The sequence below is a fragment of the Pricia sp. genome (assembly GCF_041745955.1).
Lineage (GTDB): Bacteria > Bacteroidota > Bacteroidia > Flavobacteriales > Flavobacteriaceae > Pricia.
The window spans coordinates 1-16796 of the sequence record NZ_JBGTHY010000314.1 but is presented as its reverse complement, the minus strand read 5'-3'; the positions used below and the strand labels follow the sequence as shown (position 1 = coordinate 16796).

Sequence of the window (16796 nt, the reverse complement as noted above, 5' to 3'; positions counted from 1 at the left end):
CCCTTGGAACCGCTTCTCGAAACCGCATGCTGAACCCCTTTTTAATCCGCATCCGGAACTTCTTGACCTATCAAAAAAAGATTGGGAAGAGATTACAGAGGATGTTTTTAGAAAAGTTTTTAAAAAGTCTGCCGTGAAACGGACGAAGTTTTCGGGATTGCAGCGGAATATTGAGTTTTTGAAGCCGCGTTGAGATTCGAGTTTAGCCCGCAAACGTTTTCGCTGTCTGGTTATCAGTTTATCCGGTAACTTTCCCGTATCCGACCATTAAAAAATCCTATATTCGAAAACAAATTAATTTCCGACCAAACCGTCTACAAATGAAATTTAGCAAACCCAGTTTAAGCTTTTGGCAGATTTTCAATATGAACGTCGGTTTTCTGGGCATTCAGTTCAGTTTCGGACTGCAGCAGACCGCCATCAATCCCATATTCCTTTTTTTGGGCGCCGCCGAAGATATGCTTCCCATTCTGAACATTGCAGGCCCGATTACAGGGTTGATCGTACAACCGATCATCGGTGCTATCTCCGATAAGACCTGGTCGCCGAAATGGGGTAGAAGAAAGCCGTTTTTCTTGATCGGGGCCATTCTTGGTAGTATGTGTCTATTCGCTTTTCCCTTGAGTCCCGCTTTATGGTTCGCCGTCGGCCTGCTTTGGATTCTTGATGCCGGCAACAACATGGCTATGGAACCCTATCGGGCCTTTGTCGGGGATAAATTACCGGAAAAGCAGCTGAGTTTGGGCTTTCAGATGCAAAGTCTTTTTGTAGGGGCCGGTATACTATTGGCCAATGCGTCCATATTTTTGTTTCAAGACTGGTTCGGCGGAGATAGTTCGGCAGATGTGGCGGGATCCATACCGACGTGGCTTTACTATTCCTTTTTTATAGGGGCGTTTCTCTCGGTGGTCACTATTTTATATTCGGTAGTGACGACTCCGGAAATCCCGCCTACGGACGAAGAAATGGTAACGATAAAAAAGCATCGCGCCCTGTCTTTTCACGAACGGTTCAAGATGCCCTTTGTCGAAATTTCAAAGGCGGTCAAAGAGATGCCGCCCTTTATGTGGAAGATCGCCGGGGTCTATCTCTTTCAATGGTACGCCCTGTTCATATACTGGCAGTATTCCACGCCCCTATTCATGACCACCATGGGCTTTGACCTTTCTTCGGCTGCGGCCCAGTCCGCCAAAATGAGTTTGACCTATAATATTGCTACGGTGGTAGTGGCCTTGATGTTGGTGCCCCTTACCCTAAAATACGGGGGCAAAAAAATATATGCGGCCAGCCTTTTAGGAACGGGCGCGGCTCTATTGATGATACCCTTCATCGATGATCCGATAACTGTATTGGCTCCCATGGTTCTGTTCGGTATCGGTTGGGCCGCCATGATGGGTATTCCCTATACCATGGTTTCCAAAATCGTTCCCCAAGACCAGCGAGGCGTTTATATGGGTATCCTAAACATGATGATCGTAATTCCCATGGGAATAGAAACCCTTACATTCGGATTTATCTATGATTATTTTTTGGATAATTCTGCGGTAAACGCCATGCTCTTTGGAGGTGCCTTTTTCATAATCGCTGCTTTTTTGGCTCTGCGCCTGAACGTCGCCGAGGCCAAAAAGGAAGTTGCCGTTTCGGATCAGGCCTAACTACAAACCGACCTGCAAGGCTTCCCCATTCAGCTTTCAACCCTTTTTGTACCAAACTTCGAACTTTGAACCTAGAATTTTAGCCCGCAACCTGAAACCTTTTCCCTAAATTTGTCGTCCTGAACAAAATACGAGTCCACAAACCCAAAACACATGAGCAAACAGAAGCAACGCCGGGAAGCGCTTGTCTACCACGCCAAGCCCCAACCGGGTAAAATAAAGATAGTACCCACCAAACCCTACGCCACACAACGCGATTTGGCTTTGGCCTATTCCCCCGGCGTTGCAGAACCTTGCCTTGAAATTGCCAAGGACAAGGACAATGTCTACAAATACACCTCCAAAGGTAATTTGGTGGCCGTTATTTCTAATGGAACCGCCGTTTTGGGCTTGGGCAATATCGGTCCGGAAGCCTCAAAACCGGTGATGGAAGGCAAGGGACTCCTGTTTAAAATATTCGCCGATATCGATGGTATCGATATCGAGATAGATACCGAAGATGTCGAGGAGTTCGTTCAGACCGTAAAGATGATCGCCCCGACTTTCGGTGGGATTAATCTGGAGGATATAAAGGCCCCCGAAGCTTTCGAGATCGAACGACGGCTGAAAGAGGAACTGGACATTCCCGTGATGCACGACGACCAGCACGGTACGGCCATAATCTCGTCGGCGGCCCTATTGAACGCCTTGGAGATAGCCCATAAGAGAATCGAAGAGGTGCGCATCGTTATCAGCGGCGCAGGTGCTGCTGCGGTTTCCTGTACCAAACTCTACAAAGCATTCGGTGCGAAGGCCGAGAATATTGTGATGCTCGATAGTAAGGGCGTCATACGAAAGGATGCCTTAAATCTATCCGAGGCGAAAGTCGAATTTGCGACGGACCGGAAAATCGATACTTTGGATGAGGCCATTCAAAACGCCGATGTCTTTATCGGCCTATCCATCGCCGATATCTTTACACCGGCCATGTTGAGTTCAATGGCAAAAAGTCCGATTGTATTTGCCATGGCCAATCCCGATCCGGAAATCGACTATGGGCTGGCCATGAAAACGCGTAAGGATATCATCATGGCTACCGGCCGATCTGACCATCCGAACCAGGTAAATAATGTGCTAGGGTTTCCATTTATCTTCCGGGGTGCCTTAGACGTTAGGGCGACCGCCATCAACGAGGCAATGAAAATGGCCGCCGTAAAGGCCTTGGCAAACCTCGCCAAACAGCCCGTACCCGAACAGGTGAACATCGCCTATGGCGAAACGCGATTGACTTTCGGTCGGGAGTATATCATCCCCAAACCCTTTGACCACCGATTGATCTCGGAGATTCCGCCTGCCGTTGCCAAGGCGGCGATGGAAAGTGGTGTGGCCAAAAATCCTATTTACGACTGGGAGAAATACAAAGAAGAACTGATGCAGCGTTCGGGCAACGACAACAAGGTTGTACGCTTGTTGCACAGCCGGGCCAAGAGCAATATCAAGAAAATCGTATTTGCCGAGGCCGATTCCCTCGACGTATTGAAGGCCGCCCAGATCGTTCACGAAGAAGGTATCGCCATCCCCGTGCTATTGGGTAATAAAGAAATTATATCCGAATTAAAGAGGGAGTTGGAATTTGATGCCGACATAGAAATCGTAGATCCCAGTGACGATGCCTTTACCGATAAGCGCAACCAATATGCGAAGACCTATTCAGACCTCCGTCAGCGCAAGGGCTCTACCATGTATAGTGCAAAAATCAAGATGCGCGAACGCAACTATTTTGGGGCCATGATGGTCTTGGAAGGTGATGTCGACGGTATGATTTCAGGATATTCAAGGGCCTATCCGACGGTGGTAAAGCCTATTTTCGAGGTTATAGGCAGGGCGGCCAATGTGAAAAAAGTGGCTACGGTCAACATTATGATTACCGACAGGGGACCATTATTTCTTGCGGATACCTCTATCAATATCGATCCCAACGCCGAAGAAATTGCCGAGATAGCGCAAATGACAGCCAATGTGGCGGCCACCTTTGGATTTGATCCGGTAATGGCCTTGCTATCCTATGCGAATTTCGGTTCTTCGCCCCATCCCGATGCGAAGAAAGTAAGGGACGCCGTCCGGATTTTACACGAAACCCATCCGGAATTGGTGGTCGATGGGGAAATACAGACCGATTTTGCCCTGAACAAAGAGATGTTGCAGCGCCAGTTTCCTTTTTCAAAATTGGCGGGCAAAAAAGTGAATACCCTGATTTTTCCCAATCTCGAATCCGCGAATATTACCTATAAATTACTCAAGGAACTGAACGGAGCCGACTCGATTGGCCCTATCATGGTCGGCTTGCGAAAATCCGTACACGTGGTGCAATTGGGCGCCAGCGTAGACGAAATGGTAAACATGGCCGCAGTTGCGGTAATTGATTGCCAGGAAAGGGAGAAGCGTAAGAAGGCTAAGAGTAGTGGGCAGTAGCCGTTGAAAAATTATGAGTTCATAGTTATGAGTCATGAAATGGTCAAAGACGAACGATTGTCCAGTACGCAGCAAACAAAAAACAAACCATAAAGCCAAAACACCAAACGACCTTCTACATGATCCATCACCTAAAAGGTAAACTGACAGAAAAAAATCCGACACACGTCATCATCGAATGCGCGGGTGTAGGCTATTTTGTCAATATTTCGTTGCACACTTTTTCAAAGCTCAACGACAGCGAGAATATCAGCATCTTTACCCATTTGCAGGTCAAGGAAGATTCGCATACGCTGTTCGGTTTCGCCGAAAAATCGGAACGTGAAATCTTTCGGTTGTTGTTGTCGGTTTCGGGTATCGGATCAAGTACGGCCCGTACCATGCTTTCCTCGCTTTCACCGGCGCAGATCCGCGATGCGATCGCCAGTGATGACGTGCCTACCATTCAGTCCATCAAGGGCATCGGTGCAAAGACCGCACAGCGCGTGATTCTCGACCTTCGCGACAAAATTCTCAAAGTCTACGATATTGACGAAGTTTCCACCCCTACGAACAATACAAATAAAGAAGAAGCGTTATCAGCATTAGAGGTTCTTGGCTTTGCTAGAAGACAGGCCGAAAAGGTTGTGGACAAAGTACTCCGCCAAGATCCTTCGTTAAGCGTGGAGAACATCATTAAACTCGCGCTCAAAAATTTGTAACGCGTTTGAAAACAGGGGCCAAACTATTTCTTAAATCTTCATTTAAGCTATCGTTCCTATTCCTATTTTTCGTCATGATGACCGGGGTTTCCCTGGCCCAGGAGACGGATGGCGGGGAAGAGGGCGAACAGCAGGTCGACTCTGTAAAGACCGGTTTTTCATTGGGAAGGCTCCAGATGGACAATCCCGAGAGCATCGTTTCCAAATACAATTACGACCCTAAACTTGATATGTATGTCTACTCCGAAAAAGTGGGCGATTTTGATATCGGATATCCCATCATTCTCACACCCGAACAATACTACGAATTGGTGCGCCAAGAAGGTATAAAAGGCTATTTCAAGGAAAAATCGGATGCCTATTCCGGTAAAAAGGAGGGCAGCGAGGAGGCACGAAAAAATTTGCTTCCCAATTTCTATGTGAACAAAGACTGGTTTTCATCCATTTTTGGCGGCAATTCCATTGAAGTGATTCCGCAGGGATCTGTGGCGATGGACTTGGGAGTAATCTGGCAGAAAAACGACAATCCCGCTTTATCCCCAAGAAACCGAACCAACACCTCCTTCGATTTCGATCAACGTATCAGCCTGAGCATGTTGGGCAAGATTGGCGAACGCCTTCAAGTAACTGCAAATTACGATACCGAGGCGACCTTTGATTTTCAGAATATCGTAAAACTGGACTATACGCCCACCGAAGACGACATCATTCAATCCATCGAGGTCGGTAACGTAAATATGCCGCTGAACAGTTCCCTTATCACCGGGGCGCAGAGTCTTTTCGGGGTAAAAACGCAGTTACAGTTCGGCAAAACCACGGTGACCGCTGTTTTTTCCGAACAGCAATCCCAGAGCAATACGGTCGTGGCCCAAGGCGGTGGCACTATCAACGACTTTTCGGTGACGGCCCTGGATTATGATGAGGACAAGCATTTTTTTCTTTCCCAGTATTTTAGGGATAATTATGACGATGCTTTGATCAACTACCCCTATATCCGAAGTCAGGTACAGATTACCCGTCTTGAAGTTTGGGTCACCAACCGCAGCCAGCAGACCCTGAACGTGCGTAACATCGTAGGGATACAGGATTTGGGGGAATACGATGCCCTAAACGCCGGTGCGGAGAGCCCGACACGAATCGCTGCCAATGCACCGACGAACTTTTTCAACGCCAATACAGGCGGTCAGCCCAACGCCCTGCCAAGGAACAATGCCAACGGCTATGATCCCGCCGCTATCGGGCAAGGGGGCGTACTTACCCAAAGTATTCGGGATGTATCCACTATAGAACAAGGCTTTAACGTCCCGGGATACCAGCCCAACCAAGGGTTCGATTACGCGTATTTGGAAAATGCCCGTAAACTGGAGCAGACCAGGGACTTTACCTTCAACTCCCAATTGGGCTACATTTCCCTGAACCAGCGTTTGAGCAACGATGAGGTGCTGGCCGTCGCCTTTCAATATACCTACAACGGCAAGGTCTATCAGGTGGGGGAATTCGCCAACGGCGGGGTGGATGCCACCACCATAACAGGGGGCGCCTTAGATAGTCCTATCATCAATAACAATACCCTTGTCCTCAAACTCCTTAAAAGTAATATCACCAACGTTTCCGATCCGATTTGGGACTTGATGATGAAGAACATCTATGCCACGGGGGCCTTCCGGTTGAGCCAAGAGGATTTTAAGGTGAACATCCTTTATAGCAACCCGACACCCAGAAACTATATTACCCCGGTAACGGCCTTTCCCCAACAAAACGACGGCGGTAAACCCTTGGAAGAGCGTATACTTCTAGAAGTTTTTAACTTCGATAGACTAAATGCCTACAACGATGTACAGCCCGGCGGGGACGGTTTTTTCGACTTTATTCCCGGAATTACCGTCGATACCCAGAACGGACAGATTATTTTCACCAAGGTCGAACCTTTCGGGGAATACCTCTTTGACCGTCTCGGTGGGGGCGATTACAATGTGGCCAACGAACAGGGCTATAACGAAAATCAAGAAAAGTACGTTTTCCGTGACATGTACGAGCTGACCAAATCGGCCGCGTTGCAAGATCCTGAAAAGAATAAGTTTTTATTAAAGGGAAGGTATAAGTCCGAGGGAAGCAACGGTATTCCCATAGGTGCCTTTAACGTGCCGAGGGGCTCCGTACGCGTAACCGCAGGTGGTCGGCAACTGCAGGAAGGTATCGATTATACCGTCAATTATCAGGCGGGTACGGTACAGATTTTGGACCCCAGTTTGGAAGCTTCCAACACGCCCATCAATATATCCGTAGAAAATAACGCCGTTTTCGGACAGCAGACGCGGCGGTTTACCGGCGTAAATGTCGAGCACCAGTTCAACAAAAAGTTTGTGCTGGGCGCTACCCTGTTGAACCTGAACGAAAGGCCGCTCACACAAAAATCCAATTTCGGGGTCGAACCTGTTAACAATACCGTTTTCGGAATGAACGGAAACTTCTCGACCGAAGTACCTTTCCTGACCCGAATGGTCAATAAGCTGCCCAATATCGATACCGATGTACCTTCGAATGTATCCGTACGTGGCGAGGTAGCCTTTTTAGAGCCCGGTTCCCCTAAAAACGCGGATTTCCAAGGCGAAACGACCACGTATCTTGATGATTTCGAAGGGGCGCAGGCCTTGATCGATATCCGATCTTCCCTGGGATGGGCCATGGCCAGCACACCGCTGGAATATTTGGACAGTCCCACTCAAAAGGGTCTTGAAACGGGCTTCCAAAGGGCGAAATTGGCGTGGTATACCATCGACCCCGTTTTTTATACCAACCAAAGACCATCCAGTATCAGCGATAGCGATATTTCGACCAACGCCGCCCGAAGGATATTTATCGACGAGGTATTTCCCAGGGTCGAGGTAGCCCAGGGGCAGACCCGCCAGCAGACCACCCTTGATCTGGCGTATTATCCGAATTTAAAGGGGCCTTACAATGCCAATAGTAATTTTAATACCGTGACCGCCAACCAAAAATGGGCGGGTATCATGCGCTCGTTGAGCAGTACCAACTTCGAGCAGGCGAACGTGGAGTTCGTGCAGTTCTGGGTGATGGACCCGTATTTGGAGGGTACGGCTACAAGTCCCGGTGAACTGGTATTCAACTTGGGGAACGTATCCGAAGATATCTTGGCCGACGGTCTGAAACAATATGAAAACGGACTCCCCATTAACGGCGAGGGCAGCACAAAACCGGCAGATCCCATCTGGGGCCCGGTACCAGCGACACAGGCCTTGGTATACGCCTTTGACGTGGATGAGGCGAGTCGGGCACAACAAGATCTTGGTTTTGACGGCCTCGATGATGCGGCGGAGAGCGCTATCTACGGTACCGAAAACGCGCCAGATCCCGCTTTGGACAATTACGAATATTTTTTACAGCGGGAGGGCGGCGTTTTGGATCGCTACCTAAACTTTAACAACCCGCAGGGCAACTCCCCCGTGCAGGTGAACAACGACAACAGAGGTTCGACGACCTTGCCCGATGTCGAGGATATCGACCGCGACCTGACCATGAATACGGTCAATAGCTATTACGAATACCGCATCCCCATAAAACCGAACACGACGGTCAACGATACATACGTAACCGATGTACGCGATTCTTTGGTCTATTCCGGCCAACCCCGTATTCCCGATGGCAGTACGGTACGTACCCGTTGGATACAGTATAAGATTCCGTTAAGCGATTTTACCGCTGCGGTGGGAGGCATCACCGACTTTCGTTCCATCAGTACGATACGAATGTATATGACCGGTTTCGATAGCGACGTTTTGCTACGTTTTGCTACGTTGGACTTGGTACGTGGCGATTGGAGGACCTATGTAAAGTCGCTCGACGAAGACGATCCCAACCCTGCCGATGATGGCACTACCTTGGATGTCAATGCCGTGAACATCCAAGAGAACGAGAACCGCAACCCGATTCCCTATGTGCTTCCTCCGGGCGTTCGGCGTGAGCAGTTGAACAACAACAACACGATCATACAGCAGAACGAACAATCGCTATCGCTAGTTGTCGAGAACCTAGAACCGCAGGATTCCCGCGGGGTGTTCAAGAACCTGGATATCGATTTGCGGCAGTACGAAAAACTGAAGATGTTTATCCATGCCGAAAAAGCATTGGAAAGCGATATCTACAATATCGAAAACCCGATGGTAGGTTTTCTAAGGATAGGCACCGACTTCTCCCAAAATTTCTACCAGCTGGAACTGCCGTTGGAATTCACGGCGTTCAATGCGCGTTCTTCCGAAGCCGTTTGGCCCGAAAACAACGAGATGGAAATCATTTTGGCGGATCTGAACAAGGTAAAAGCGGTTTGGATAGATGGTGGCGACCTAAGCGATATCCGGTATTTCGAAGTCCTGGAGGGTGAGGTGGTTCCCGTTGATGAGTTTGCGCCGCGCACGCCCGGAAGGTTACGGATCGGAATCAAGGGAAATCCCTCTTTGGGAAGCATCCGGAGTATGATGCTCGGTATGAAGAACGCCGCCAATCTACCTGTGAGGGGCGAGGTTTGGTTCAACGAGCTGCGTTTGGCCGGTCTAGACAACGAGGGCGGATGGGCCGCCATCGCTGCCGTGGATGCCAATATTGCCGATTTTGCCGATATTTCGGCAACGGGAAGCACCAGTACTTCCGGTTTCGGGGCCATCGACCAGATGCCGAACGAACGGGCCCGCGAAGATGCCATATCCTACGATTTGGTTACCAATGTGAATGTAGGCCAGTTGCTTCCTCCAAAATGGAATATCCAGATTCCTTTTAATTATGGAATATCCGAACAATTGATTACGCCCGAATTCGATCCTGTTTATGATGACCTCAAGCTTGAGGATCGGATATCCGCGGCAGAAGATCCCGATAGCACCCAAGATCCCGATGCGATCAAGGAGCAGGCCGAGGATTATACAAAACGAACGAGCGTCAATTTTATCGGCGTCCGTAAGGATAGGGGCGAAGAGGCAAAGGCCAATTTCTACGATATCGAGAACTTTACCTTTAATTATTCCTATAACGAGATCAACCATCGTGATTTTGAAATCGCCAAGTTGGAGGATAAGAATCTGAAGACCGGTTTTATCTACAACCATGCGTTCAAGCCCTTGGAAGTGGCTCCGTTTGCCAAAAACGATTCCCTGTTTACCGGTGCGTACTGGCAATGGTTGAAGGAACTGAACTTGAGCCTATTGCCGACCACGGTATCGGTAAACTCCAATTTCGATAGGCAGTTCAACCAACAGCGTTTTCGCGATGTGGTCGAAGAAGGGGTCGATAAGTTGGATCTCCCGACCCTTCGACAGCGTAATTACCTGTTCAATTGGCAATATGCGGTAAATTACGCTTTGACGAAATCATTGCGCCTCAATCTTACCGCCAGCAATAACCATATCGTACGTAATTATTTCGAGGATTTTACGGATGAAGATGGCAACGAGCGGCAGCGGATCGACGAAACTTTGGGATTGTGGGACGGTTTTTGGGATTTGGGCGAACCCAACCGGCACGCCCAGCAATTGGAACTGAACTACGAGATTCCGTTCAGTAAAATTCCAATATTGGATTTTATCAACGCCCAATACAGCTACACCAGTAATTTCGATTGGCAGCGCGGCGGGGATGCGCTAAATCAAGCCGTATTTCAGGCGCAAAATCCCGGTGTACCCGTAAACCAGTTTAATGCACCCTCAATAAACACGGTGCAGAACGCCAGCACCCATAACCTGACCGCCAACCTGACGATGGACAAGTTCTATAACCTGATAGGCCTCAAAAAAAGGGAAGGCGGTGGTAAGGATGCAGCCCCTGTACGGAGGGACAAAGCCGGAAACCCCGCAGAGGACGCCGAAAAAATCCAAAAGAAATCCAGTGGCCTCTTTAACGCCGCTGTCGATATATTGACCATGGTCAAACGCCTCAATGTCAATTACAATGAAAGTAATGGAAAAGTGCTACCGGGCTATACGCAATCCGTAGGCTTCGTCGGTTCATTGCGGCCTTCTATAGGTTTTGTTTTCGGAAGCCAGGCCGATGTCCGTTTCGATGCGGCCCGCAAAGGTTGGTTGACAAGTTTCGACGAGTTCAACGAACAGTATATCGAAAATACGAACAAACAATTGAATATCACGGCTACGGCATTGCCGATTCAAGATCTGACCATCGACCTTACCGCCGACCGGCAATATTCGAACAGCTATCAAGAGAGTTTCAGCATCGCCGATGACAATACCTACAATGTTCAGCTCGGCAATGACTACGGAAATTTTAGTATTTCTACGATGATGATCGGTACCGTCTTCGGAAAAAGTGATGAAATGACTTCCGATAATTTCCAGCAGTTCAAACAGAACCGCATTATTGTTGCGAACCGTTTGGAAGCCGATAGGGGCAACCCTTCAGGAGGTGAATTGGATGAAGACCGGTTTCCAGAGCTTTATGGTAGGACCCAGCAAGACGTATTATTGCCCGCTTTCTTCGCCGCATACACAGGGCAGGATGCCGAACGGGTGAACTTGGATGTTTTCCGGCAGATACCCATCCCCAATTGGAACATCAAATACACGGGACTAATGCGCAACAAATGGTTCAAGAAGCAATTCCAGCGTTTTTCATTGAGCCACGGATATCGGGCGGCCTATAGTATCAATTCCTTCCAGACCAATGGAGAAAACGCAGTTGCAGAACGATGGCTTGTCGACCACGGATCCCGAGACTGGCGATTTGATGTCCGACCTTATCCTCAACAACGTGGTACTGACCGACGAGTTCAATCCTTTGATGCGGGTCGATTTCGAGATGAAGAACTCCGTCAGCGTGCTGGCCGAAATGCGATCGAACCGTGCCTTGGCCCTGAGTTTCGACAACAACCTGATGACCGAGATCAACGGAAAGGAGTATACCGTAGGCCTGGGGTATCGCTTTAAGGATGTCAAGTTCGTGACCAATATCGGTGGCAACAAGACCCGCTTGAAAGGCGACCTGAACCTTAAGGCCGACGTCACCCTGCGCGACAACATTACTATCATTCGGAACCTCGATATCGATAACAACCAGATTACTTCGGGGCAAAATTTGTTATCCATCAAATTCACCGCCGACTACGCCTTGACCAAAAGCCTGAACGCCCTGTTCTTCTACGACCATTCCTTTTCCCAGTTCGCTGTTTCAACAGCCTTCCCGCAGACCACGATCAATACCGGGTTTACGTTACGGTATAATTTCGGGAACTAAACAAGCGCATAATTTTTTTTATCCTTGAAAATCGAAATGGAATCCTTTACATTTGCCTTCAACAAAAAAATTGCTATGAACATACCCTCGGATTTAAAGTACACGAAAGACCACGAATGGATCAAGCTAGACGGCGATATCGCGACCATCGGTATTACTGATTTTGCACAGGGCGAACTCGGTGATATTGTTTACGTAGAGGTCGAAACCCTCGATGAGACTTTAGATAAAGATGCTATTTTCGGAACGGTCGAAGCGGTAAAGACCGTATCGGACCTCTTTCTTCCGCTAGGCGGCGAGATTATCGAATTCAACGAAGCCTTGGAAGATGCCCCCGAAAAAGTCAATGCCGACCCCTATGGCGAAGGATGGATGGTAAAGATAAGGATCAGCGATAGCTCGGAGGTCGACGGACTGTTATCGGCGGCGGAATACAAAGAGCTAGTAGGTGCTTAAGACGAGAAAGTTTGCCTTTGCATTTTTCGGTTGGATGGCTTTCGTAACCTGGGCCAGCCTATCCACTTTTCCTGATGATGATACTCCCGATATCGATATTCCCCACTTTGATAAGGTAGTCCATTTTGGCTTCTATTTTGGTGCCGCGGTTTTGGGAACATTTTTTATCCGTGAAACGACCCACGGCAAATCCCCTATGATCAAAACCTTGGTATTCGCAGCGTTCGGCGCTATACTCTTTGGTATACTAATTGAGGTCTTACAATACAGTTTTACCCTTGATAGACAAGGCGATCTCTTTGACGCATTGGCGAATAGTTTTGGGGCAATTGTGGGCGCTTTGGCAATGAATTGGCTTTTTTCTAGCCCGAAAGGATTAAAATGGAAAAATTAATTGCTTTTTTAGAGATTATTTAATTAAATTAGCACACACTAAAATGTATAGGATATGGAACCGAAAAAGAATCCGAAAGCAGATGTCGGCCGTAACAGCGGACTGTATTTTGTGATAGGGCTGGCATTTACTTTGGCCGTTGTATGGGGTGCGTTCGAATGGAAAACCTACGATGAGGTCAATGACTACGATATTTCGATGAACGTCGACGATGATCTCGATGAAGAGGTGCCGATGACCGAGCAGATCAAGACCCCACCGCCGCCGCCGCCGCCTGCCGCTCCCGAAGTGATAGAGGTGGTCGAGGATGAGGAAGAAGTAGAGGAAACCATTATCGAATCTACGGAGACCAGTCAAGATGAAGAAATTATAGAGGTCGAGGATGTCGAAGTCGAGGAGGAAGTCGAGGATGTCGATGTACCCTTCGCCGTAATTGAGGACGTGCCTATTTTTCCGGGTTGTGAGAACGAGTCCGACAAAAGGGCCTGCTTTCAGGAAATGATGCAAAAACACATCAATAAAAACTTCCGATACCCAGAAATCGCACAAGAAATGGGCGTCCAAGGTAGAGTATCGGTCATGTTCACCATCCAAAAAGACGGAAGCATCGGAAACGTTAGAATGCGTGGCCCGGATAAAAACCTAGAGGCAGAGGCCGCTAGGATTATCGGTAAACTTCCAAATATGACCCCTGGGAAACAACGCGGGAGGGCTGTTAGGGTGCCTTTTAGTATTCCGATTACATTTAAGCTTCAGTAGAATTTTTTTTGATAAATTAAAATCCCGCTTTCGATCCAATCGCGGGATTTTTTATTTTATCCACGTCCCACCGCCCCCTGCCCACTGTTCTCTTTCATACTGATATAAATACGCATCTTACGTTGCAGAAAATAACCTTACTCCCTATCTTTGCACTCCGAAAAGAAGGCGTATGAAGACTGCGGTCAACACGGCGAAAAGGGCTACTTGGACATTGGCTGTTGCCGATTTTAAAGAAATTACCAAGGCCAGGCTGGCTGTAAGCGTTGTCTTTTCTTCCATTGCCGGTTATTTTCTCGGGGCCTTTCAAATCGATTTTGTTTCTATACTACTATTGGCTTTCGGCGGGTATTGTATGGTAGGTGCATCGAATGCCTATAACCAAGTCATTGAAAAAGATTTGGATGCCCTGATGAACCGCACCAAGAACCGGCCGATTCCTGCCGGGCGTATGTCCGTCAACAAAGCTATGGGTATCGCCATTACCTTGACTGCACTCGGTGTCATCGCGCTATATATACTCAATCCGAAAACGGCGATGTTCGGGGCGATTTCCATTTTTTTGTATACGAGTGTTTACACCCCCCTGAAAACGAAAACTCCCTTGGCGGTGTTTGTGGGCGCTTTTCCCGGTGCGATTCCTTTTATGCTGGGTTGGGTAGCGGCCACCGGCGATTTCGGTATCGAGGCCGGCACCCTTTTTATGATCCAATTTTTTTGGCAGTTCCCCCATTTTTGGGCCTTGGGCTGGATGTTGCACAAAGACTATAAAAAAGGCGGATTCAAAATGCTTCCCACGGGAAAAAAGGACAAAGGCACGGCACTACAGATTATCATGTATACCATCTGGATGCTTATCATTTCGATCATTCCCGTTTTCGGAATCACGGGAAGATTGCAACTTTCCATTCCCGCGGCCATCCTAATTTTTGGTATGGGCATGGTCATGCTCGTATTCGCCTTCCTTTTATATAACAAACGTGACAATACCACCGCCCGAAAACTGATGCTCGCCAGCGTAAGCTATATTACCTTGATGCAAATAGTATATGTTGTTGATAAATTTGTAGGCCCCTTAACTCACTAGTTCACTAATCAAAGTAATGGATCTAACACAAAGCACAGACAAAGAAAAGAACGATAGGGCAAAAAAAATGATGCTTTGGTTCGGTATCGTAAGCCTCGTGATGGGTTTTGCGGGGTGGACGAGCGCATATATCGTAAGTAGCTCACGCGACGATTGGGCCAGTGATCTACAGCTGCCACAATCTTTTTACATCAGTACGGCCCTGATCATAGTGAGCAGTATCACTTATATTTTGGCTAAAAAAGCTATCAAGGAAGGCAAGCGCGAAATATGTTCCAATTGGTTGTGGGCAACTTTGGCCTTGGGCGTTGCATTTATAATATTCCAGTTCAGGGGTTTTTCTGAAATGGTGGCGCAGGGCTATTATTTTACCGGGCCTACAAGTAGCATTAAACTATCGTATGTTTTTTTGATTGCTGCGGTACATATCGTGCACGTGGTGGCGGGTATCATTTCGTTGTTGGTCGTTCTATATAACCAGATCAAGGGAAAGTACGCCCCCCAAGAATATTTGGGACTATCCCTAGGGGCTACGTTCTGGCACTTTTTAGATTTTCTATGGCTTTATCTGTTGGGCTTTATGTACTTCGTGGGGTAATAATGCGTTCAATTGTAAATAAAGTGGGTTTTCCTAATGATTGGGCTTTCGTTTCAATTAAGAAAACTTTATTTTTGTGCAAACTTTAACCATACTATACTTTAATATATGGATACAACGGTAACAACGGAAACGGAGGAAGCAAACGTTTGGAGCGGTGGCAACCGGCCTTTGGGTGCCAGTTATGGCAAGTTGATGATGTGGTTCTTTCTAGTTTCGGACGCCTTGACCTTTTCCGGTTTTTTGGCGGCTTACGGGTTCTCGAGATTTAAATTTATCGAAACGTGGCCGATTGCAGATGAGGTGTTTACCCACGTGCCTTTTTTCCATGGCAACTACCCCATGATCTATGTGGCGTTTATGACGTTTATCTTGATTATGTCTTCGGTAACGATGGTGTTGGCCGTTGATGCCGGCCATAAAATGAAGCAGAATGCCGTTATATGGTATATGTTCCTTACCATTATAGGAGGTGCGATTTTCGTAGGTTCACAAGCTTGGGAATGGGCGACGTTTATCAAGGGTGATTATGGTGCGGTAGAGACCAAAGGCGGTAGAATTTTACAGTTTCAGGACGCAGAGACCGGTGAAAGGGTCGCGCTGGCCGATTTTGCGAAAACCATTCCAGATGTTCGAAGGGAACATGATGAGCCCGTAGGGGTATGGTACGAGGCGGAACCTTATCGACCCAGTTATTCGTTGAACGAGGTGGCAGAGGGGCTTAAAGCCAACCCGAATGTTGTCATCCGTACCGAGTCCATCTTGCAGGAAGGGGAAATGGAAGGCGATAAAACCGTGTTGACTCGCGAGCAGTCCCTCGAAAAAATAAAGGAAGGTGTTCAAATAGTTGAAGGTGCCAACCTGGTCCATAATGAATATGGAAGCCGCCTATTTGCCGATTTCTTTTTCTTTATTACAGGCTTTCACGGCTTTCACGTATTTTCTGGTGTATTGATCAATATTATCATCTTTTTCAACGTAGTTCTTGGTACCTACGAACGAAGGGGTCATTATGAAATGGTTGAAAAAGTGGGACTGTATTGGCACTTTGTAGATTTGGTGTGGGTATTCGTATTTACGTTCTTCTATTTAGTATAAATTATTTGTAATCATTAATTAATCCATTTAATCAAATGGCATACGAACATAAACTGGCAATTTTCAGGGGAACCTTAAAGTTCAAGACCAACGTTCAAAAAATCTGGGGCGTACTTATCTTCTTGACGGTGATCACTGCGATCGAGGTGGCCTTGGGTATTACAAAGCCCCGCGTACTGACCCATTCCTATGTTCTGGGAATGAAGGCGCTTAACTGGATATTTATTATTCTTACCTTGGTGAAAGCCTATTATATCGCATGGGATTTCATGCACCTTCGTGATGAGAAAAGTGCATTGCGAAGATCGGTGGTATGGACACCGATTTTCCTTGTTGCCTATTT

10 protein-coding genes and 2 pseudogenes are annotated in these 16796 nt (G+C 47.6%); all 12 read left to right on the top strand.

Annotated elements, in window-relative coordinates; all coding sequences use genetic code 11:
• Positions 1 to 193, top strand: a pseudogene (locus ACEW8S_RS11455) (tRNA epoxyqueuosine(34) reductase QueG); the annotation flags it as partial.
• A gap of 127 nt (positions 194 to 320) precedes the next feature.
• Positions 321 to 1655, top strand: a complete 1335-nt coding sequence (locus ACEW8S_RS11450; RefSeq protein WP_373518285.1) for an MFS transporter — start codon at positions 321 to 323, stop codon at positions 1653 to 1655.
• Positions 1656 to 1808: 153 nt separating this feature from the next.
• Positions 1809 to 4106: an NADP-dependent malic enzyme gene (locus ACEW8S_RS11445; protein WP_373518284.1), complete on the top strand. Its 2298-nt coding sequence runs from the start codon at positions 1809 to 1811 to the stop codon at positions 4104 to 4106.
• A 119-nt stretch (positions 4107 to 4225) separates the two neighbouring features.
• The gene (ruvA, locus tag ACEW8S_RS11440; protein ID WP_373518283.1) at positions 4226 to 4807 is read left to right on the top strand and encodes a Holliday junction branch migration protein RuvA; all 582 of its coding nucleotides are present in this window, start codon (positions 4226 to 4228) and stop codon (positions 4805 to 4807) included.
• A gap of 5 nt (positions 4808 to 4812) precedes the next feature.
• A pseudogene (gene sprA / locus ACEW8S_RS11435) lies at positions 4813 to 12061 on the top strand (cell surface protein SprA).
• A 75-nt stretch (positions 12062 to 12136) separates the two neighbouring features.
• Entirely contained in the window at positions 12137 to 12517 is a 381-nt protein-coding gene (gene gcvH, locus ACEW8S_RS11430) for a glycine cleavage system protein GcvH (RefSeq protein ID WP_373518282.1), read from the top strand.
• Positions 12510 to 12911, top strand: a complete 402-nt coding sequence (locus ACEW8S_RS11425) for a VanZ family protein (protein WP_373518281.1) — start codon at positions 12510 to 12512, stop codon at positions 12909 to 12911. Before gcvH ends, ACEW8S_RS11425 begins: the two co-directional genes overlap by 8 nt.
• A 54-nt stretch (positions 12912 to 12965) precedes the next feature.
• Complete coding sequence (locus ACEW8S_RS11420) at positions 12966 to 13670, top strand: energy transducer TonB (protein ID WP_373518280.1); 705 nt, start codon at positions 12966 to 12968, stop codon at positions 13668 to 13670.
• 172 nt (positions 13671 to 13842) lie between these two features.
• Entirely contained in the window at positions 13843 to 14757 is a 915-nt protein-coding gene (cyoE, locus tag ACEW8S_RS11415; protein WP_373518279.1) for a heme o synthase, read from the top strand.
• 16 nt (positions 14758 to 14773) lie between these two features.
• Positions 14774 to 15355, top strand: coding sequence for a heme-copper oxidase subunit III (locus ACEW8S_RS11410; protein WP_373518278.1), 582 nt, complete (start codon positions 14774 to 14776; stop codon positions 15353 to 15355).
• Positions 15356 to 15463: 108 nt separating this feature from the next.
• Positions 15464 to 16453 (top strand): cytochrome c oxidase subunit 3, encoded by a 990-nt coding sequence (locus ACEW8S_RS11405; RefSeq protein WP_373518277.1) that lies wholly within the window; start codon positions 15464 to 15466, stop codon positions 16451 to 16453.
• 35 nt (positions 16454 to 16488) lie between these two features.
• A partial coding sequence (locus ACEW8S_RS11400; RefSeq protein WP_373518276.1) for a cytochrome C oxidase subunit IV family protein occupies positions 16489 to 16796 on the top strand: 308 nt, incomplete at its 3' end.